This window comes from Mesorhizobium sp. CNPSo 4661, from assembly GCF_057784215.1.
Genome location: NZ_JBWGIO010000005.1, coordinates 261,365 through 279,771, shown reverse-complemented (window position 1 = coordinate 279,771; position 18,407 = coordinate 261,365). Strand labels below are relative to the sequence as shown.

At 63.9% G+C, this 18,407-nt stretch carries 21 protein-coding genes and 1 riboswitch; of the genes, 13 read left to right on the top strand and 8 right to left on the bottom strand.

From position 1 onward, the window contains the following. Positions 1–122 precede the first annotated feature (122 nt). From ftsE to AC0YKC_RS09855, 3 genes are all read left to right on the top strand, one after another. The gene (gene ftsE, locus AC0YKC_RS09865) at positions 123–782 is read left to right on the top strand and encodes a cell division ATP-binding protein FtsE (protein WP_027167480.1); all 660 of its coding nucleotides are present in this window, start codon (positions 123–125) and stop codon (positions 780–782) included. Next, positions 775–1,767, top strand: coding sequence for a cell division protein FtsX (locus tag AC0YKC_RS09860; RefSeq protein ID WP_320296690.1), 993 nt, complete (start codon positions 775–777; stop codon positions 1,765–1,767). The genes ftsE and AC0YKC_RS09860 overlap by 8 nt, the downstream gene beginning before the upstream one ends. A gap of 205 nt (positions 1,768–1,972) precedes the next feature. Next, complete coding sequence (locus AC0YKC_RS09855; protein WP_320296689.1) at positions 1,973–2,653, top strand: YdcF family protein; 681 nt, start codon at positions 1,973–1,975, stop codon at positions 2,651–2,653. A 105-nt stretch (positions 2,654–2,758) separates the two neighbouring features. Here AC0YKC_RS09855 and AC0YKC_RS09850 read toward each other — a convergent pair whose 3' ends face one another. Together AC0YKC_RS09850 and AC0YKC_RS09845 are read right to left on the bottom strand one after the other, a co-directional pair. Beyond that, the gene (locus tag AC0YKC_RS09850; protein WP_320296688.1) at positions 2,759–3,400 is read right to left on the bottom strand and encodes a pyridoxamine 5'-phosphate oxidase family protein; all 642 of its coding nucleotides are present in this window, start codon (positions 3,398–3,400) and stop codon (positions 2,759–2,761) included. A gap of 43 nt (positions 3,401–3,443) precedes the next feature. Continuing rightward, entirely contained in the window at positions 3,444–3,995 is a 552-nt protein-coding gene (locus AC0YKC_RS09845) for a carboxymuconolactone decarboxylase family protein (protein ID WP_320296687.1), read from the bottom strand. A 101-nt stretch (positions 3,996–4,096) separates the two neighbouring features. On the opposite strand from AC0YKC_RS09845, the gene AC0YKC_RS09840 reads away from it, so the two are divergent. Further along, positions 4,097–4,999 (top strand): LysR family transcriptional regulator, encoded by a 903-nt coding sequence (locus AC0YKC_RS09840; RefSeq protein ID WP_488510938.1) that lies wholly within the window; start codon positions 4,097–4,099, stop codon positions 4,997–4,999. Positions 5,000–5,160: 161 nt separating this feature from the next. Next, positions 5,161–5,955, top strand: coding sequence for a lysophospholipid acyltransferase family protein (locus AC0YKC_RS09835; protein ID WP_320296685.1), 795 nt, complete (start codon positions 5,161–5,163; stop codon positions 5,953–5,955). A 100-nt stretch (positions 5,956–6,055) separates the two neighbouring features. Here the strand turns inward: AC0YKC_RS09835 and AC0YKC_RS09830 are convergent, their stop codons facing one another. From AC0YKC_RS09830 to AC0YKC_RS09820, 3 genes are all read right to left on the bottom strand, one after another. Next, positions 6,056–6,700, bottom strand: coding sequence for a LysE family translocator (locus tag AC0YKC_RS09830; RefSeq protein ID WP_488510937.1), 645 nt, complete (start codon positions 6,698–6,700; stop codon positions 6,056–6,058). 78 nt (positions 6,701–6,778) lie between these two features. Then, positions 6,779–7,726, bottom strand: coding sequence for an aldo/keto reductase (locus AC0YKC_RS09825; protein WP_488510936.1), 948 nt, complete (start codon positions 7,724–7,726; stop codon positions 6,779–6,781). A 116-nt stretch (positions 7,727–7,842) separates the two neighbouring features. Beyond that, positions 7,843–8,379, bottom strand: coding sequence for a gamma-glutamylcyclotransferase (locus tag AC0YKC_RS09820; protein WP_320296682.1), 537 nt, complete (start codon positions 8,377–8,379; stop codon positions 7,843–7,845). A 124-nt stretch (positions 8,380–8,503) separates the two neighbouring features. Between AC0YKC_RS09820 and AC0YKC_RS09815 the strand changes: the two genes are divergently transcribed. Both AC0YKC_RS09815 and AC0YKC_RS09810 read left to right on the top strand, forming a co-directional pair. Further along, complete coding sequence (locus AC0YKC_RS09815) at positions 8,504–9,502, top strand: DUF2125 domain-containing protein (protein ID WP_488510935.1); 999 nt, start codon at positions 8,504–8,506, stop codon at positions 9,500–9,502. A 7-nt stretch (positions 9,503–9,509) separates the two neighbouring features. Then, complete coding sequence (locus AC0YKC_RS09810) at positions 9,510–10,445, top strand: sugar kinase (protein WP_488510934.1); 936 nt, start codon at positions 9,510–9,512, stop codon at positions 10,443–10,445. 314 nt (positions 10,446–10,759) lie between these two features. On the opposite strand, the gene AC0YKC_RS09805 is transcribed toward AC0YKC_RS09810, so the two are convergent. Both AC0YKC_RS09805 and hisC read right to left on the bottom strand, forming a co-directional pair. Beyond that, complete coding sequence (locus AC0YKC_RS09805) at positions 10,760–11,695, bottom strand: prephenate/arogenate dehydrogenase family protein (protein WP_320296679.1); 936 nt, start codon at positions 11,693–11,695, stop codon at positions 10,760–10,762. Positions 11,696–11,701: 6 nt separating this feature from the next. Further along, complete coding sequence (gene hisC / locus AC0YKC_RS09800; RefSeq protein ID WP_488510972.1) at positions 11,702–12,814, bottom strand: histidinol-phosphate transaminase; 1,113 nt, start codon at positions 12,812–12,814, stop codon at positions 11,702–11,704. 128 nt (positions 12,815–12,942) lie between these two features. After that, positions 12,943–13,020, top strand: a riboswitch (SAM riboswitch). Between the two features lie 95 nt (positions 13,021–13,115). Here hisC and metX point away from each other — a divergent pair. From metX to AC0YKC_RS09780, 4 genes are all read left to right on the top strand, one after another. Beyond that, positions 13,116–14,285, top strand: coding sequence for a homoserine O-acetyltransferase MetX (gene metX / locus AC0YKC_RS09795; RefSeq protein ID WP_320296677.1), 1,170 nt, complete (start codon positions 13,116–13,118; stop codon positions 14,283–14,285). 79 nt (positions 14,286–14,364) lie between these two features. Then, complete coding sequence (gene metW / locus AC0YKC_RS09790) at positions 14,365–14,979, top strand: methionine biosynthesis protein MetW (RefSeq protein WP_320296676.1); 615 nt, start codon at positions 14,365–14,367, stop codon at positions 14,977–14,979. Between the two features lie 4 nt (positions 14,980–14,983). After that, a complete protein-coding gene (locus tag AC0YKC_RS09785; RefSeq protein WP_320296675.1) occupies positions 14,984–15,730 on the top strand; it encodes a Stf0 family sulfotransferase in 747 nt (248 codons plus the stop codon). A gap of 99 nt (positions 15,731–15,829) precedes the next feature. Then, positions 15,830–16,819 (top strand): glycosyltransferase, encoded by a 990-nt coding sequence (locus AC0YKC_RS09780; RefSeq protein WP_488510933.1) that lies wholly within the window; start codon positions 15,830–15,832, stop codon positions 16,817–16,819. Here AC0YKC_RS09780 and AC0YKC_RS09775 read toward each other — a convergent pair. Further along, positions 16,816–17,142, bottom strand: coding sequence for a DUF1330 domain-containing protein (locus AC0YKC_RS09775; protein ID WP_488510932.1), 327 nt, complete (start codon positions 17,140–17,142; stop codon positions 16,816–16,818). The genes AC0YKC_RS09780 and AC0YKC_RS09775 overlap by 4 nt on opposite strands. 84 nt (positions 17,143–17,226) lie before the next feature. Between AC0YKC_RS09775 and AC0YKC_RS09770 the strand changes: the two genes are divergently transcribed. Then, entirely contained in the window at positions 17,227–17,463 is a 237-nt protein-coding gene (locus tag AC0YKC_RS09770) for a hypothetical protein (RefSeq protein WP_488510931.1), read from the top strand. After that, the gene (locus tag AC0YKC_RS09765; protein ID WP_488510930.1) at positions 17,444–18,403 is read left to right on the top strand and encodes a glycosyltransferase family 2 protein; all 960 of its coding nucleotides are present in this window, start codon (positions 17,444–17,446) and stop codon (positions 18,401–18,403) included. Before AC0YKC_RS09770 ends, AC0YKC_RS09765 begins: the two co-directional genes overlap by 20 nt. Positions 18,404–18,407: the final 4 nt, after the last annotated feature.

Here is an 18,407-nt window from a genome sequence, read left to right as displayed (position 1 = left end):
CACCGGAATGGCTTTGATGCGCGCTGAACGTTGCAAAATTAACCGCCGGTTAACCATGCCGGCCGATGGTCTGTTAAAGTAGATTGTGGCGCGTCGCCGCCGAAAGTTTCAGGTCGCCGAACGTGATCCGCTTCGAAAATGTCGGCCTCCGTTATGGCATGGGTCCGGAGATCCTCCGCGACATCTCCCTGCACATTCCGGAGCGCTCCTTTCAGTTCCTGAGCGGCCCCTCGGGCGCCGGCAAGACGACCTTGCTGCGCCTTTTGTTCATGTCGCTGAAGCCGACGCGCGGCCTGATCACCATCTTCGGCAAGGACCGCTCGCGCATTTCGCGTGGCGAACTGCCACTGCTCAGACGCCGCATCGGCGTGGTGTTCCAGGATTTCCGCCTGCTCGACCACATGACGACCTACGAGAATGTCGCGCTGCCCCTGCGCGTGCGCGGCCGCGAGGAGGCGAGCTACCGCACCGACGTCACCGAGCTTCTGAAATGGGTCGGCCTCGGCGACCGCATGCATGTCCTGCCGCCGGTGCTTTCGGGTGGCGAGAAGCAGCGCGCCGCGATTGCCCGCGCCTTGATCGAGCAGCCCGAGATCCTGCTTGCCGACGAGCCGACCGGCAATGTCGACCCGCCGCTGGCGCGCCGGCTGCTCAGGCTGTTCATCGAATTGAACCGGCTGGGCACAGCCGTGGTGATCGCCACCCACGACCTTGGCCTGATGGAGCAGGTCGACGCGCGCCGCATGATTCTGGCCGGCGGAAGGTTGGACGTCTATGACTGACTTTCCGGCCGATCACCTGCACGATGAAGCCGACGCCGAGGCGCCGGTGACGGTCCGGCGTATCCAGCGCAAGACGGCGCCGATCGTGCCGGCGCAGAACATCGCCGGACGGGCGCTGGTGCTGGTCATCGCCATCATGACCTTCCTGTCCTGCCTCACCTTCGGCGCGGTGACCCTGGTGCGCGATACCGCCTCCGTCTGGGAGAACCAGATCTCGCGCGAGGCGACGATCCAGATCAAGCCGGCCGACGGTCTCGACATGGAGGCGGCGCTTGTGCAGGCCACGCAGATCGCCAGCGAGTTCCCCGGCGTGAAGGGCACCAAGATCATCGACCGCGACGCGACCGCGCGCCTTTTGGAGCCATGGCTGGGCAGCGGCCTCAACATCGACGAACTGCCGGTGCCGCGCCTCATCATCGTCACCATCGACGAGGCCAGCCCGCCGGACTTTGCCGCCATGCGCGCCGCCATCACGCCGAAGATCCCGACCGCCGCGCTTGACGACCACCGCACCTGGGTCGACCGGCTGGTCGCCATGGCGCACACGACGGTGACGATCGGCATCGCCGTGCTGGTGCTGATGCTGTCGGCGACCGTGCTGACGGTGGTGTTCGCCACGCGCGGCGCCATGGCCGGCAACGGCCATATCATCGAGGTGCTGCATTTCGTCGGCGCCGAGGCGCGCTTCATCGCGCGCGAGTTCCGCTGGCATTTCCTGGTCACCGGCATGAAGGGCGCGGCCGCCGGCGGCGCCCTGGCGATCGCCGTCTTCATCGTCTTTTCCTGGTGGTCGTCACGCAATATGGCCACGCCCCAGGCCGACCAGGCGACCGCTTTGTTCGGCAATTTCGCCATCGGTTCGGCCGGCTATTTCGGCGTCGGCCTGATGGTGCTGGTGATCGGCGTGCTGACCGCTGCCACCTCGCACGCGACCGTCGTCGCCTATCTCAGCGACATCGATGTGCGCCAACCGGATGCGGGCTGATCCATGAGCTCAATCCGAAAACCGGCGCAAAGCGCTGTATACAAACAAGACAACGATCACACGTGGGACACCTGCCGTAACGCAATGTGCGCCGTCTCACCTATCAACGGCCGCATTTCGGAGTTAACCATTAGAAGTTTTCAGGATTAACCTGGGGATGATGGAAGCGCGGGATTCGATCGATACGGTTGGACGGATGCCGGCGATGCGTGCGCGCAACGCTGCCCCCGCCAGGCTTGGTCGTCTGCGGCCTGCCCTGCGCGTCTGCGGATTCGTGGTTCTTGCCGCACTGGTGCTTTTTGCCGGCGGCTTCGGCTGGTTCGCCGACAAGGTCAGCCACATGACCACTCCGCTCAATCCAGCCAAGGCCGACGCCATCATCGTGCTCACCGGCGGGCAGTCGCGGCTCGACGCGGCGATGGACCTGCTGGCCTCCGGCAAGGGTGAACGCTTGCTGATCAGCGGCGTCCATCCATCGGCCACCAAGCGTCAGTTGCAGGCGGCAATGGGCGGCGACAAGCAGCTCTTTTCCTGCTGCGTCGATATCGACCGCGCCGCGCTCGACACCATCGGCAATGCCGAGGAAAGCGCCAAATGGGTGGAGAACCACGCCTATGGCAGCATCATCGTCGTCACCAACAATTACCACATGCCGCGCAGCCTGCTCGAGATGGGCCGGCTGCTGCATGGCGCGCGCCTCGAGCCCTATCCGGTGGTCAACACCAATCTCGGCAATGGCGGCTGGCTGACCAAGCCGGAAGCCCTGCGCGTGCTGCTTACCGAATACAGCAAATATGTGCTGTCGCTGGCGCGCGGCTTCCTGCCGGTGCGCGCGACGCCCGAGAGCGTCACGCTGGCCGAAGCATCGACTGTGGTGAAGAACTAAAGCTAGAGCGGTTCACCGTTCACGGAAACGGCGAACCGCTCTATCTCTTTTGTTTTTACGCAATTCCGAACGGAAGGTTACGGCGAAGACGCCGAACTTAACCGCTCACACTTTTCCTGGACTTGCTCCAGCCGCCACATCACCGCGCAGGCGCGCAATCTCCTGCTCCAGGCCGGCGATGCGCCTGTCGCGCTCGGCAAGGGCGGCCGCGACATCCGCCGCCTCAAAACGCTGCGGGATGTGCTGCGGGCAATTGCCATCCCAGGCCGTGACCGTGAACAGGATAACCTGCTCCGGCCGCGCTTTGTAGTCTGCCGGCATCAGCCTTGCTGTCAGCTCGGAATCGTTCTCAATGACACGCGCCCTGCCCCAGATCTTGATGCGTTGCCTGAGCATGTAGTCGATCAGGAACAGGAAGGCCTGGTCGTTGTCCTCGAGATTGCCCTGGGTGATGAACTGCCTGTTCCCGGAAAAATCGGCAAAGCCGATCATGTGCTCGTCCAACACCTTGAGGAAGCCGGCCGGCCCGCCGCGATGCTGGATGTAGGGTTGGCCTTCGGCGTTTGCCGTCGCCAGGAACACGCTGGTCTGCGCTTCGATGAAGGCGGCGAGGTCCGGCGTGATCGCTGCCCGCCAGCCGCCGCGCTGCTCGACGCGCGCATAGGAATCGCGCGACCCCTTGCGGGACTGGATGGCCTTCACGGTCGGGGTAAAGGCGACATCGCTGGTGAAGGCGCGGGCATTCATGGCAGGATTCTCCAAGGCCGAGAAAAGCTAACAGTGAGTTGTGTCAGGCGGCCTGACGGGATTGAACGACAGGGAAGTCGATCTCGGTATCCGCAACCTTGTTGATGTAGTTTGTCCAGACGTTGAGAGCGACATGCTGCACGATCTCTATGATCTGCCCGTCGTCGTAGCCGGCACGTCTCACCGCATCGAGGTCGGCTTGGCCGATATGGCCACGCTCGCGCGCGACCTTGGCCGCGAACTGGACGGCCGCCGCCGCCTTGCTGTCGTTGGAACTCCCTTCCCGGTTAGCAATCATCTCCGGATCGTCCAGACCGGCAAGGTTCTTGCCCAGGTAGGTATGGGCGGAAAGACAGTAGGTGCACTCGTTGATCTCCGCGACGGCCAGTGCGATGCGCTCTCGGGTCGGCGCCGGCAGTCGGCCCTTGGATAGTGCCGCCGACATTCCAAGATAACCCTCCAGCGCCGCCGGGCTGTTGGAGACCAGCCGAAACAGATTCGGCGCGATACCGAGTTGTTTCTCGACGGCCTTGAGCATCGCCTGCGAGGCGTCGGGTGCGGCGGCAATGGTCTGCGGCGTGGGGATGCGGGGCATTTGAACTCCTGTTGGTTGGTGACTGGAGTAAAATGCGTCCTTCCATATGCAAACCGTAGATGGCATATTCGCAATCCATCCTTCCATTTTCCGGAAGAATAATGGATCGCCTCGACGCCATGTCCCTGTTCGTCGCCACGGTGGAGGCCGGCAGCCTTTCAGCCGCGGCGCGCCGCGCCGGCGTGCCGCTGGCGACCGTCAGCAGAAAACTCTCCGAACTGGAGAAGCATTTGAAGACGCGCCTGCTCAACCGCTCGACGCGGCGCCTGACGTTGACCGAGGCCGGCCAGTCTTATCTCACCGCCTGCCGCCGCATCCTCGATGAGGTGAGCGAGGCTGAGCGCATTGCTGCCGGCGAATATTCAAGCCCGACCGGAGAGCTGGTGATCACCGCGCCGGTCGTTTTCGGCCGCCTGCATGTGCTGCCTGTGGTCACCGGCTTTCTCGCCGTCTATCCGCAAGTGGATGTCCGCCTGACCCTGGCGGACCGGATCACCCAGTTGGTCGAGGAGCATATCGACCTTGCCGTGCGCATCGGGGAACTGCCGGATTCGGCCATGGTCGCAACACGCGTCGGCTCGATCCGCCGCATCGTCTGCGCAAGCCCGGCCTATCTTGCCGAGCACGGCACGCCGGCTGAGCTGCGGGACCTTGCCGGCCATAACTGCATCACCTTCGAAGGTCTTGCTTCCCTGGCGACGTGGAGTTTCGTCACCGGCAGGAGCGAAACCGCGATTGCGGTCCGCTCGCGCCTGCAGGTCAACACCGCCGAGGCGGCGATCGATGCCGCGGTTGCCGGGCTTGGCCTGACGAAAGTGCTCTCCTACCAGGCGGATGCCGCGGTGCGCGCCGGCGCGTTGCGGGTGGTGCTGGAGCCGTTCGAACCGCCGCCCTGGCCGGTGAGCCTCGTCCATGCAGGCCAGGGCCGACTGCCGGTCAAGCTGCGCGCCTTCCTCGATTTTGCAGCACCCCGCCTCAAGGAACGGCTGGCGCGGTCATTGTAAGCAATTCCAGGAAAAGTGCCTCGCGGTCAGGTTCGGCGGCTTCGCCGTAACCTCCGTCCGGAATTGCGGCAAACAAGAGTGGCCGGCATTCGACCACCGTGCCGTTTCCATTTTGCCGCCGCTTGGTGTAACCAACGCACACTTCCTCACGGGCCCCTTGCATGCTCACCATCCGCTCGCTGGCGTTCAACCTCGTCTTCTATCTCAGCCTGATCGTCCAGATGGTCTTCTGGACGCCCTATTATTTCCTGTCGCCGCGCCACCGCGCCTGGTTCGTGCCGAAATTCTGGTCGCGCACCTCGATGTGGCTCTACGACAAGATCGCCGGCACCAAGAGCGAGATCACGGGTGTCGAGAACCTGCCCGAAGGCTCCTTCATCCTGGCGCCGAAGCACCAGTCCTTCTGGGACGCGATCGCCTTCTTCCCCTATCTCGACGACGCGCTCTACATCCTCAAGCGCGAGCTGACCTGGATCCCCTTCTTCGGCTGGTACATCATGAAGATGCGCATGATCCCGGTCGATCGCGGCAGCCGCTCGAAAGCGCTGAAGGCGGTCGTCACCGCGACCAGGCAGGAGATGGACCGCAACCCGCGCCAGCTCATCATCTATCCCGAAGGCACGCGCCGCCCGCCGGGCGCCGAGCCGTCCTACAAATACGGCATCGTCGAGATCTATTCGCAACTGGGCGTGCCCGTGGTGCCGGTCGCCCATGTCGCCGGCCTCTACTGGCCGCGCCGCAAATTCTTGCGCTATCCCGGCACCATCAAGGCCCGCTTCCTGCCGCCGATCCCGCCTGGGCTCGGCAAGGACGAATTCATGCAGCGGCTGATCGGCGAGACCGAAGCCGCCTGCGACCAGATGCTCGTCGAGGCGGCGCAGGGCCCGAACCCGCCACCCATGCCGCCGACGGCGGTGAAGCGGCTGGCCGAGCTCGGCGTGACCGCGAAGGCCTGATCGGCTACAGCAATTCCAGGAAAAGTGTAAGCGGTCAGGTTCGGCGACTTCGCCGTAGCCTTCCGTCCGGAATTGCGTAAAAACAAAGAGATAGGGCGTTTCACCGGTTCCGTGAAACGGTGAAACGCACTATCGCAGCGCCGCCAGCAGGGTCGTCAGCACCAGCATGGCGGCAAACACCAGATTGATGATCCGCCAGCGGATGGCGCAGGAAGCGCGCGAAAGCCGTTCCGGCAAGCAGCCAGACCACATGGATGGCGACGATCATAACAGCAAGCACCAGCAGCCTGGTGGAAACGCCGAGCGTATCGGCCTGCGACGCAGCGCCGGCGAACACGGCGCCGATCGCCACATAGGCTTTCGGATTGGCGACGGCGAGCATGAAACCGCCGGGAAAATCAGGCTTCGTCGCCATGCTGCCGCGCTCGGCCAATGGCGGCGCTGTCGCTATCTTGAAGGCGAGAAAAAGGATGTAGGCCGCCGAGGCGATCGCCAGCACCGGCGCGAGAACCGGCAGCGAGGTCAGCATGCCGAAAATCCCGGTCGCCACCGCCAGAAGCACGGCGATCGTGCCGACCGCCACGCCGGACGTGTAACCGAGCGAAGGGCGTAGACCGAAAGCCGCGCCGACCGCGGTGACGCTGATGGTAGCGGGTCCCGGACTGCCCATGACGACCGTCGCCGCCAGAACCAGCGCCAGCACTTGCTGCCAGGGCTGCGTTTCGCTCAAGATGCCACCGGCCAAGCCGAACCCTCCTGCTGCCGCGATGCGACAGGACTTACGAGGGTTTTGTCATGGCCGTCTTGGACGATCGTGCGGAGGCTATGAGCTGGCCCGATCCAATGCCGCGATATCGTCGGCCGAAAGCTTGAGCGTCGCGGCGCGGACCAGGCTGTCCATCTGGGCCGGCGTCGTGGCGCTGGCGATCGGCGCGGTGACGCCCGGCCGCGCGATGATCCAGGCCAGCGCCACTTCCGCCTGCTTGGCCGAATGGCGCTCCGCCAGCGCATCGAGCGCGGACAGGATGCGCATGCCGCGCTCGTTGAGATACTCGGCCACATCCTCCCCGCGTTCGCTTTGGCCGAGATCGGCCTTGCTGCGGTATTTGCCACTCAGGAATCCCTTGGCCAGGCTGAAATAGGTGATGACGCCGATATCCTCGGCCTTGCAGAGGTCGAGCAGCGGTCCGTCGAGCGACGAGCGATCGTACAGATTGTATTCGGGCTGCAGCACCTCGTAGCGCGGCAGGCTGCGCAGGCTGGCGACGTCGAGCGCGGCCCGCAGCTGGCCGGCATCGAGATTGGAGCAGCCGGGATAGCGGATTTTGCCCTTTTCGAGCAGCCGCTGATAGGCGCCGAGCGTCTCCTCGTAAGGCGTGGCGGGATCCGGCCAGTGCGACAGATAGAGGTCGATGACATCCGTTTGCAGCCGCTTCAGCGAAGCGTCCACCGCCTTTTCGATATAGGCGGCGGACAGGTCCTTCTTGCCCTGGCCCATGTCGGAACCGACCTTGGTGATGACGACCACCTTGTCGCGGTTGCCGCGGCTTTTCATCCAGTTGCCGATGATGGTTTCCGATTCGCCGCCCTTGTTGCCGGGAACCCAGCGAGAATAGGCATCGGCCGTATCGACGGCGTTCAGGCCCGCGCCGACGAACCGGTCGAGCAGATCGAAGGAAGTCTTCTCGTCGGCAGTCCAGCCGAAGACGTTGCCACCCAGGACAAGCGGCGCGATGGAAAGGTCGGTGCGACCGAGACGGCGTTTCTGCAAGACTGATCTCCGTGGTGCTGAACGGGCCTGATGGCCAAGGGATGGGTTGCCGCTAAGCTAGGTCGTGTCCGGCGGAGGTCAAAGGCATGGTTTTGCTTTTTGATCGGACCAGACCCTCACAAAGATGCGACCTGGCGGCCCACCTCCTCCAGCCAGTGATCGCGAATGCCGAGCGCCTCGAGATGCTCGAGCGTGCTCAAGACATAGTCCTCGTTCCGGCCGGATTGGCCGACGGCGCCGCGAACGACGTTTGCGGCGTGATCGGCATCGAGCGAGCCGGCATATTGCTCATGCTGCCGGTCGACAATGTAGGTGACCGCCTCGACCGGACCGCCCCCTCCTCCCCCGCCGCCATCCAGCCGGATATCCAGCATGCGTTCGAGATAAACGCTGGTCACCAGCTCGCGTTCGCGCAGGTAGGAAAGCACCTCGTCACGTAAATTGCCGGGAACACGGTAGGCGAGGCCGATGCAGGAGCCGCCCCGGTCGAGGCCAAGCACCAGGCCCGGCCGGCGGCGTGTGCCGCGATGCACGAAGGAATAGACGCAAAGCGAGCGCCGGTAGCCGTAAAGCCGGGCGCGGCGCGTCTCGACATGGGCAAATCCCGGCCGCCAGATCAGCGACCCATAGCCAAAAACCCAAAAATCGCCCATATCGCCAAGCCTGATCGCATTCGAGTGAACGACACCGCACCGCCAAGGTGCTTCTTCTGTCCCCCGCTTGTTTGCGTGAGAGTAAATGCCCGCTCGCACATCAGGGGTTAACGAGAGCCGCAGCATGACGTCAAGTGACGAGCGATCGCCCAAACCTCGCCGCCGGCTGTTCTGGCTTGCCGCGTTCCTTGTCGTGCTGTTCGCCATCTACAGCGGCGGCTGGTTCTATCTCGCCGACAGGCTCAAGACCGAGGCCGACCAGGCGGTGGCGCGGCTGGGCAGCAAGGGGATCGCCGCCGGCTGCGCCAACCTCGCCGTCAGCGGCTATCCGATGAGCTTCACGGTTTCCTGCGACAACATCGCCTATGAGGACGACACCCGGAAGGTCGCGGCCTCCACCGGAAGCTTCAACGCTGTCGCCGGGATCACTGGGCCTTTGTCACCCGTTGCCGACCTGCGCGGGCCGCTGCGGACGATGGCGCCCGGCATGCCGCCACTGTGGATCGATTGGGACCAGCTGCAGGCCAATGTCAAAGTGTGGTGGCCGCTGCCGCGGAGTGTCTCGCTGCGGGCTGAAGGCCTGAACGGTCAGACCGACCCGCAGGACGACACGGATCCGATGCAATTGTTCAGCGCCGGCAAGGCGGCCGGCCAACTGCAGCCGGCCGGCCAGGACATCAATTATGTCGGCAGCTTCGGCGACCTGGAGATCAATGCGGATGCCATCGACGGACGCGTCTTGCCCGCCTTGGACGGCAGCGGCGAAGTCACGGTGAAAAACGGCGTGGCCTTGATCGCGGCACCGCCCAAAAGCCTGCGCGGCCAGTCGATCGACATCGCCAAGCTCGACCTGTCGTCCGGCACGGCGCGCATCACCGTGTCCGGACCGGTCTCCGTCGACACGGAAGGGCTGATCGACGCAAGCCTGACGATCAAGCTCAAGGACCCCAAGGCGGTGGCGGCCATCCTTGGCGGCGCCATGCCGGAGCACAAGAGCGAAATCGAGCAGGGCTTTGCCGCCATTGCCATGCTTGGCAAGGAGCCGTCCCTGCCGCTGAAGATCGTCAAGGGCAAGGCCTCGCTAGGCTTCATCCCGCTCGGCAAGATCAAGCCGTTGGAGTAACGCAGCAATGCCGCCGCGGGTCAGACTGCTCAGCGTCGGCGCCTTCACCCTCGACACGATCCTTCGCGTCGAGACGCTGCCCGCCCATCAAGGCAAATTCATCGCCAGCGACGGCGTCCAGATCGCCTCCGGCATGGCGACGAGCGCCGCCTGCGCCGCGCGCCGCCTCGGCGCCGAAGTGTCGCTTTGGGCGAGCGCCGGCGACGATCCGGTCGGCGACCAGCTGATCGCCGACATTCAGGCCGAAGGCGTCGATTGCAGCCTTATCCGCCGCGTGGCCGGCGCGCGATCGGCGCTGGCCGCGATCCTGGTGGATGCGCATGGCGAGCGCGTCATCGTTCCCTTCTACGACAAAAAGGCGCAAGCCGACCCTGAGGCGCTGCCGCTCGCCGACCTCTCCGCCTTCGATGCCGTTCTGGTGGATGTCCGCTGGCCGGGCGCCGCGGCGCTGGCTTTGAGCGCGGCAAGATCGATCGGCCGCCCGGCGATCCTGGATGCCGACACGGCACCCGTCGAGGTGCTGGAGCGCCTGCTGCCCTTGGCCTCGCACATCGTGGCGTCCGAACCGGCGGCGCGCATCGTCTGCGGCCACGCGCTCGACCCCGAAAGCGCCTGCGCCGACCTCGCCTCGCGCACCGATGCCTTCGTCGCGGTGACCGGCGGCGCGGCCGGCACCTGGTGGCACGACCGGACGACCGGGCGTGTGCGCCATGTCGAGGCGCCGAAGGTCAAGGCGGTGGACACGCTCGCCGCCGGCGACGTCTTCCACGGCGCCTTTGCCGTCGGCCTTGCCGAGGCCATGCCCGTGGAAGAAGCCCTGCGCTTTGCCAGCGCCGCCGCCGCGCTCAAATGCCTGCGCTTCGGCGGGCGGCTCGGCGCGCCGGACCGGGCCGAAACCCTGGCGATGATGGCGGCGCACTGGCCGTCATCGGAGCAAGGCTAGCGCGCAAGATTATCTCGCTATTTCCGCGAAATCGGCACAAACGCTGGCAGTGGCGGAAGCCGCTCAACCTCGTCATTCCTGGGCGGAGCAGCCGCGAAGCGGCGTCGCGGAGACCCTGGAATCCATTCCGTGACCTGAGCCGTGGAATGCGGCGGAGCAAGAATTCTGCACCGCAGCCGCACTCGGAAGTCACGGAATGGATCCTCGGGTCTGCGCGCGTTGCTTCGCTCCTTGCTCCGCCCGAGAATGACGAACGACCGGGCGTTTTGGCCAATCTCGAAAGTAGCCGACCGGTGAAAGTCCGGTGCGGAAGCTTAAGGCTTGCTTGGGTGTTCGACCGCCTGGCGGCCAAAGTCCGGCACGTCGATATCCTGGCCGGCCTCGATGATCGAGCGGCGGATGGCGCGGGTGCGGGTGAAGAGGTCGAAGAGCTTCTCGCCGTCACCCCAGCGGATCGCCCGCTGCAGCGAGGCCAGATCCTCCGAGAAACGCGCCAGCATCTCCAGGATCGCGTCCTTGTTGTGCAGGCACACGTCGCGCCACATGGTCGGGTCGGAGGCGGCAAGGCGGGTGAAGTCGCGGAAACCGGAAGCGGAATATTTGATGACTTCGCTCTTGGTCACCGCTTCCAGGTCGTCCGCCGTGCCGACGATGTTGTAGGCGATGATATGCGGCAGGTGCGACACGATCGCGAGTGTCATGTCGTGATGCTGCGGGTCCATCGTATCGATGTTGGAGCCGCAGCGCCGCCAGAATTCAGACAGCGTCTCGAGCGCCGCTGGATCGGTGCCCGGCAGCGGCGTGAAGATGCACCAGCGGTTCTCGAAGAGATCGGCAAAGCCGGCATCCGGTCCGGACTTTTCCGTGCCGGCCAGCGGGTGTCCGGGGATGAAATGCACGCCTTCCGGCACATGCGGCTGCATTTGCGCGATCACCGAGGCCTTGGTCGAGCCGACGTCGGTCAGGATGGCGCCTTTCTTCAGCGCCGGCGCGATCTCGGCCGCGACCTCGCCGGACGAGCCGACGGGCACCGAGACGATGACGAGGTCGGCATCGCCCACCGCTTCCCTGGCATCCGTCGTGTAGGAATCGCCAAGACCAAGCTCCTCGGCGCGCTTCAGCGTCGATGCACTGCGCGTCGCGATGGCGATGTGCGTGGCAAGCCCCTCGCGGCGGATGACACGCGCAAGCGACGAGCCGATCAGGCCGATGCCGACCAGCGCTATTTTCTCGAACATCGGTGATGCCATGGCGTTCTAGCTTTTCAGGAAGGTCTTGAGCGCATCGATGACGCCGCGATTGGCCTCTTCGGTGCCGATGCTCATGCGCAGCGCGTTGGGGAAGCCATAGCCGGTGACGCGGCGCAGGATGTAACCGCGCTGGCTGAGATAATCGTCCGCTGCCGCCGCTGAATGCTTCTTGCCGTCGGGAAAATGGATCAGCACGAAATTGCCGACGCTGGGCGTGACGCGCAGGCCAAGCCCGGTCAGTTCCGCGCTAAGCCAGGCCAGCCATTTCTCGTTATGTGTCACGCTGCGCTCGATATGGGCGCGGTCGCGGATCGCGGCGATGCCGGCCTCGATCGCGGTGGCATTGACGTTGAAGGGACCGCGGATGCGGTTGATCGCATCGACGATATGAGCCGGCCCATACATCCAGCCGATGCGCGCGCCGCCGAGGCCGAGCTTTGAGAAAGTGCGGGTCATCACCACGTTTTCGGAGCTGCCCGCCAGCTCGATGCCGGCTTCATAGTCGTTGCGCCGCACATATTCGGCATAAGCCGCATCGAGCACCAGGAGCACGTCCTTCGGCAAGGCCGCGTGCAGCCGGCGCACTTCCTGGAACGGCACATAGGTGCCGGTCGGATTGTTGGGATTGGCTAGGAACACGATCCGCGTCGCCGGCGTCACCGCGGCCAGGATCGCGTCGATGTCGGCGCGCTCGTCGGTTTCCTTGACCGCCACTGGCTTGGCACCCGCCGCCTGGATGTAGATCTTGTAGACCATGAAGGCGTGCTCGGTGAACACGGCCTCGTCGCCCGGCGCGAGATAGGCCTGCGCCAGGAGCCCGAGGATCTCGTCGGAGCCGTTGGAGCAGATGATGTTCGCCGGATTGAGCCCATGCACCTCGCCGATCGCCTCGCGCAGCCGCCGCGCCGTGCCGTCGGGATAGACGTCGAGCTTCGCCGCGACTTCGCGCGCGGCTTCGATCGCCTTCGGCGAAGGGCCGAGCGGATTTTCGTTCGACGACAGCTTGTAGACTTTCATCACGCCGGCTGGCGCGGTGCTTTTTCCCGGCACATAGGCCTCGATGTCCATGATGCCCGCGCGGGGCGTCGGACGGGGCTGATCCTGCTTCATGTCACAAATCCGTCGAGAGGGCCTCTTCAAGGCCGCAGCGGAAATACAGGCCACGGGCTGGAATGTCGAGTGCTACCGCTTGGTGCCGCGAAGCGGCTACCCGTTGACGAAGCGCGGCGCTGGTCCTAGAAGAGCTGCCAGACTTCCGTGGTGATTTGGCCGGTCGGCTTGCAGCCACGTTAAACAACTCGCTAAAGGGCCGTTTGCAACCTGTAACCGGCTTTGCGACGGCAATGCCGGTTTTTTATTGTCCGCTGCCGGCCGGACACCGCATCGGGACGAGACCGATCGGGACAGGATGAGGACGGACATGGCCGCTCAGCGCGCTGCAAGAACCAAGGACGAGGTCGACCATCCGTCGAGCCCGGTGCTGCAGTTCGGCCCCGACAAGCCGCTGAAGCTCGACGCCGGCACTATCCTTTCGCCTTTCCAGATCGCCTATCAGACCTACGGCACGCTCAACGACGCGCGCTCCAACGCCATCCTCGTCTGCCACGCGCTGACCGGCGACCAGCACGTCGCCAACACCAACCCGGTGACCGGCAAGCCCGGCTGGTGGGAGGTGCTGATCGGCCCCGGCAAGATCATCGACACCAACCGTTTCTTCGTCATCTGCTCCAATGTCATCGGCGGTTGCCTCGGCTCGACCGGCCCGGCCTCGACCAACCCTTCCACCGGCAAGCCCTACGGGCTCGACCTGCCGATCATCACCATCCGTGACATGGTGCGCGCGCAGGCGATGCTGGTCGATCATTTCGGCATCGAAAAGCTGTTTTGCGTGCTTGGCGGCTCGATGGGCGGCATGCAGGTTCTGGAATGGGCGGCGAGCCATTCGGAGCGCGTGTTCTGCGCCCTGCCGATCGCCACCGGCGCCCGCCATTCCTCGCAGAACATCGCCTTCCACGAGGTCGGCCGACAGGCCGTCATGGCCGATCCGGAGTGGCACGGCGGCAAATATCTCGATTTCGGCAAGCGGCCGGAAAAGGGCCTCGCCGTCGCGCGCATGGCCGCCCACATCACCTACCTTTCGGAAGCCGCGCTCCACCGCAAGTTCGGCCGCAACCTGCAGGACCGCGATGCGCTCACCTTCGGCTTCGACGCCGATTTCCAGATCGAAAGCTATCTGCGCCACCAGGGCATGACCTTCGTCGACCGCTTCGACGCCAACTCCTACCTCTATCTGACCCGCGCGATGGACTATTTCGACCTTGCCGCAGATCACGGCGGGCGTCTCGCCGACGCCTTCGCCGGCACGAAGACGCGCTTTTGCCTGGTCTCCTTCACCAGCGACTGGCTGTTCCCGACCGAGGAGAGCCGGTCGATCGTGCATGCCTTGAACGCGGCGGGCGCTTCCGTCTCTTTCGTCGAGATCGAGACCGATCGCGGCCACGACGCCTTCCTGCTCGACGAGCCGGAGCTGTTCGCGGCCATCAACGGCTTCATCGCGTCGGCCGCCCGCGCCAGGGGCCTCAACCTATGACCCCGAACCGAAGGCCAGCGAACGCAAAAAGTTGCAGACTTTTCGGGCCGGGATCATGCGCCTTGCAGGAGGCGAAGCCATGACGGTCAATCGCGCCCAGCGCGTCGACCTCGACGTCGTCGCCGATCTCATCCCGCCCAGTTCGCGCGTCCTCGATGTCGGCTCGGGCGACGGCCTGCTTCTGGAATTGTTGCAGGAGACCAAGCAGGTCGACGGCCGCGGGCTGGAATTGTCGCAGCGCGGCGTCAACGAATGCGTGGCGCGCGGGCTATCGGTCATCCAGGGCGACGCCGACACGGATCTGAAATTCTACGCCGACAAGGGCTTCGACTTCGTCGTGCTGTCGCAGACGTTGCAGGCGACGCGCAACCCGAAGGTCGTGCTCGACGAGCTGCTTCGGATCGGCAACCGCGCCATCGTCTCCTTCCCCAATTTCGGCCACTGGCGCGTGCGCTTTTCGCTGCTGGTCAAGGGCAGGATGCCGGTCACCAAGGATCTGCCCTACTCCTGGTACGACACGCCCAACATCCACTTCTGCACCATCCGCGACTTCGTCAACCTGTGCGAGGAGCTCGGCGCGACCGTCGAGAAGGCGACCGCGCTCGACGCCAACGGCCAGAAGATCGGCCTGTCGATGCCCTGGTGGTTCTGGAACTTCTTCGGCCAGCAGGCGGTGTTTCTGCTGAGGCGATGACGGAATGCGTCTCTTTCGCCGGCCCCCAGCAGTGGTGGAAATCCCGCCGAACATTCTGTCCGAAGTACGGGCGGGAATTCTCGTCTGCACATCACCGCGGAGCGGCAGCAATCATCTCGCGGGATTGATGGCTTCCGCCGGGCTGGGCCATCCGCTGGAATGGTTTGGCGGGCGACGTCTGCTGGAGTTGCCGGGTTACCCGCGAGATCCCCGCGCACAGCTTCTGCGTGCGCTGACCGAGGGACGGTCCTCTACCGGTGTCTACGCAATCAAGCTCTTTGCGAGCCAGTTCACACAACTGGCCAAGAAGGTGAAGCTGCCGGCCAGCCTTCCGAATTTGAGCTATGTACGCTTAACCCGTGACGATCTGCTCGGCCAGGCGATCTCATGGGCACGTGCGCGTCAAACCCGCGAATTCCGATCCAGCGAGATCAGCCATGTACCGCCACGCTATGACGGCCATGCAATCGCAGAGTCCCTGGAAAAGATTTTGATGGAGAACGTGACATGGGACGGTTGGTTCGCGAAGAACGGCCTGTCCTTCCTCCCCCTGACTTACGAGCAGCTTCAGCGCGATCCGGCAGGGAGCCTGACCAAACTCGCGCAGCTCGTGAATGTGGAGCCCAACTGGGAGACCAACCTCCGGTCAGGTCTCGAAATCCAGCGCGATGCAATCAATGAAGAATGGCGAAAGCGTTTCCTGTCCGAATATGCCGACCCGTCCAGCTTCCGATACCGAATGATAAAATAGCCCATCTAACAAATTCCCAGTGCACAATTGCATCTCGATGATTTGACAGCATGCTGTCAGGGCTATAGCCACTACTTTTGATTAATTGGCTGTGTCGCGATGGCTGAACATCCTGCCTATTCTGTCGTCATGGAGATGGAGAATGCCAAATCCATCGACTGGGATGAGATTGGGCTTGGGCTCAAAGCCTTGGCGCGCGAGATCGCCCAGGTTTCCGCTACCGGATTTGCGAGGCCGAAGGTCATTATCTCGCATGGCGGCCTCGAAACTGACGCCGTCTCATTGCGAAGCCGCATCGGAGCCGAAGCGCCCCAATTGGCGCAGGTTGCCGACCTGGCCTTCGCTGCCTGTCCCGGCGGCAGATACTACGACCTCAAGAACAACGGCATTCCTTGGAGCGAAGGAAGCGTCCTTGTTTTTCTCGATTCCGACACAGTTCCGGAACGAAGCTGGCTCCCAACCCTGCTGAAGCCCTTCGACGACCCTGATACCATCTGCGTCAATGGGCACACCTATCTTTCCCATGATGACTTCTTCTCGCGGACCTTCGCGTTGATCTGGTTCTTCCCGATGGCTGAGGGAGACAAGAGATTTGCCTCGAAGCGTGCTATCAATGCAAACAAGATCGCTTTCCGGCGCGACTGGATATCCAGCCACCCGTTTCCAGCACACAACGGCTTCAAGGTCTCCTGCACGCTCCTGATGCATCAGCTTTGGGGTGAAGGCCACAAAATCGTCAACGTGGACGCGCGCGTCCACCACTATTCCCCGCGCGGCTGGCGGTTCTTCTTTTGGCGCGCGCTGGTGACCGGCAGGGATGCCGATCGAAAATTCGTCGAGCTCCACTCCCCCAGCCGCGCCCGGCGCATCGTCAAATCATTCACGCGCTGGGGGACAATGTCGTGGCGCACGCTGCGGCGCGTGGTGAATCACGCGCCGCAGACCGGCATGCCGGTCTGGCAAATTCCCTTCGCGGCGATCGTCGGCCTGACGTTCTACACATTCGCGTTTCTCGGCCATTTCAGCCTGGCGGCAGGGCTCGTTCGCGACAAGGTTGAAATCGTGCCCGACTATGTCGTGCACAGTTAGCCAATTCCAAGCACATCCGTAGCCTTGTGCGGATGCTCGACGCCGTCAACGAAGATCACGTCGGATTCAGAATTCTCGGTGCGCAGCGGGAGGATCGCCTGATAAGCCGGCGACCGGTACCAGTCCCTCACATGCCGCCTGTCGGCGAATTCGATGACGATCAGGTGCCCGGGCCAGCTGTTTTCGACGACCTTGACGTCGCCGCCATGGACGACAAAGCGCCCACCGAACGGCGCCAGCGTGGCGTCGATCTTCTCCAGATATTCGATCATCCAGGGACCCGGCGTGACTTGGCGCATATGGGCAACGGCGTAAGCGGTCATGATCCTGCTCCTTCATGGGATCGAAGCCGATCGGCCGGCCTCGTGGGATCACCATGCAAAAGCCAGGTAGTCTGGTCGATTACCTTGGACGTCATCGAGACAAAGCCGACCTCTGACCTCGCCCAGCGGGCAGTTACGCCAGGCGAAACGCCGATAGTGTTGCCATCAGACCGCAAGGTTACGGAAAACCCGCTGATTTCGGCATTTCTTGGCGAGCGCGGCGTGACACAAGGGTGGCTTTTTTGTAGCGTCGACCGCAAATCAGAGGTGGACACCAAGATAGCCGTCGACTTTCCGACAGATGCCAGATCCGACCGGTAGCGGCAGCCCGATGTCGAACCAGGACGTTCCGCTGATCTCAGTGATCACGCCGACCCACAACCGGCGCAGCCAGGTCGTGCGCGCGGTGGAAAGCGTTCTGGCGCAGACACTTACCCGCTTCGAGCACATCGTGGTCGATGACGGTTCGACCGACGGGACGGCCGCCGCGCTAGCCGAAATCCGCGACCCGAGGCTGATCTATGTCGGCGCCAAATGGCGCGGCGCCAATGCGGCGCGCAATGCGGGCATAGAGCGCGCGCGGGCGCCGGTCGTGACGTTCCTCGATTCGGACGATGTCTATCTGCCGGACCGGCTGGAGCGGACGCTGACGCGCTTCCACGAAAACCCTTCGCTCGAGGTGTTGATCAGTTCCTTCTTGTCGCTGAAGGGCGGCCGCAGCACCAAATGCATCAATCGCGATGCCTTCCTCGACAAGAGCACGCTGCAGCGCGCCCTGGTCGCCCAGACCATCTTCATTGCCGGCTCGGCGATCACGGCAAGGCACGAGTCGCTGCTCGCGATCGGCGGCTACGACAGCGACGTGACACGCATGCAGGATCGCGAATTGCTGCTGCGCTTTGCCCAGCGCAGCGGCGCCTTGCTGTCCGAGGACATCGACTGGAAGAAGTACAATTCGGAGAATTCGATCTCCGGCCGCCGCGACGGCTATGTCGAGGCCTACGCCAATCTGATCGACAAGCATCCTTATATTGCCGATCGCTATCCCGACGTTCCACCTTACATGATCGCGCGGCAGATCATCGCCGATACCCTCAAGGGCAGGTTGCCGCAGGCCTTTTCGGGCTACAACGCCAACCGGTCGTCCAAGTCGCTCGGCTACTCGCCGGCCGAACTCCTGCGCGGCTATGTCGTCGGCCGCCGCTGGCGGCGCGACTGCTACGACGAGTTCCGCGCCAAATACGGCGCCAGGGCGGTCTGAAGCA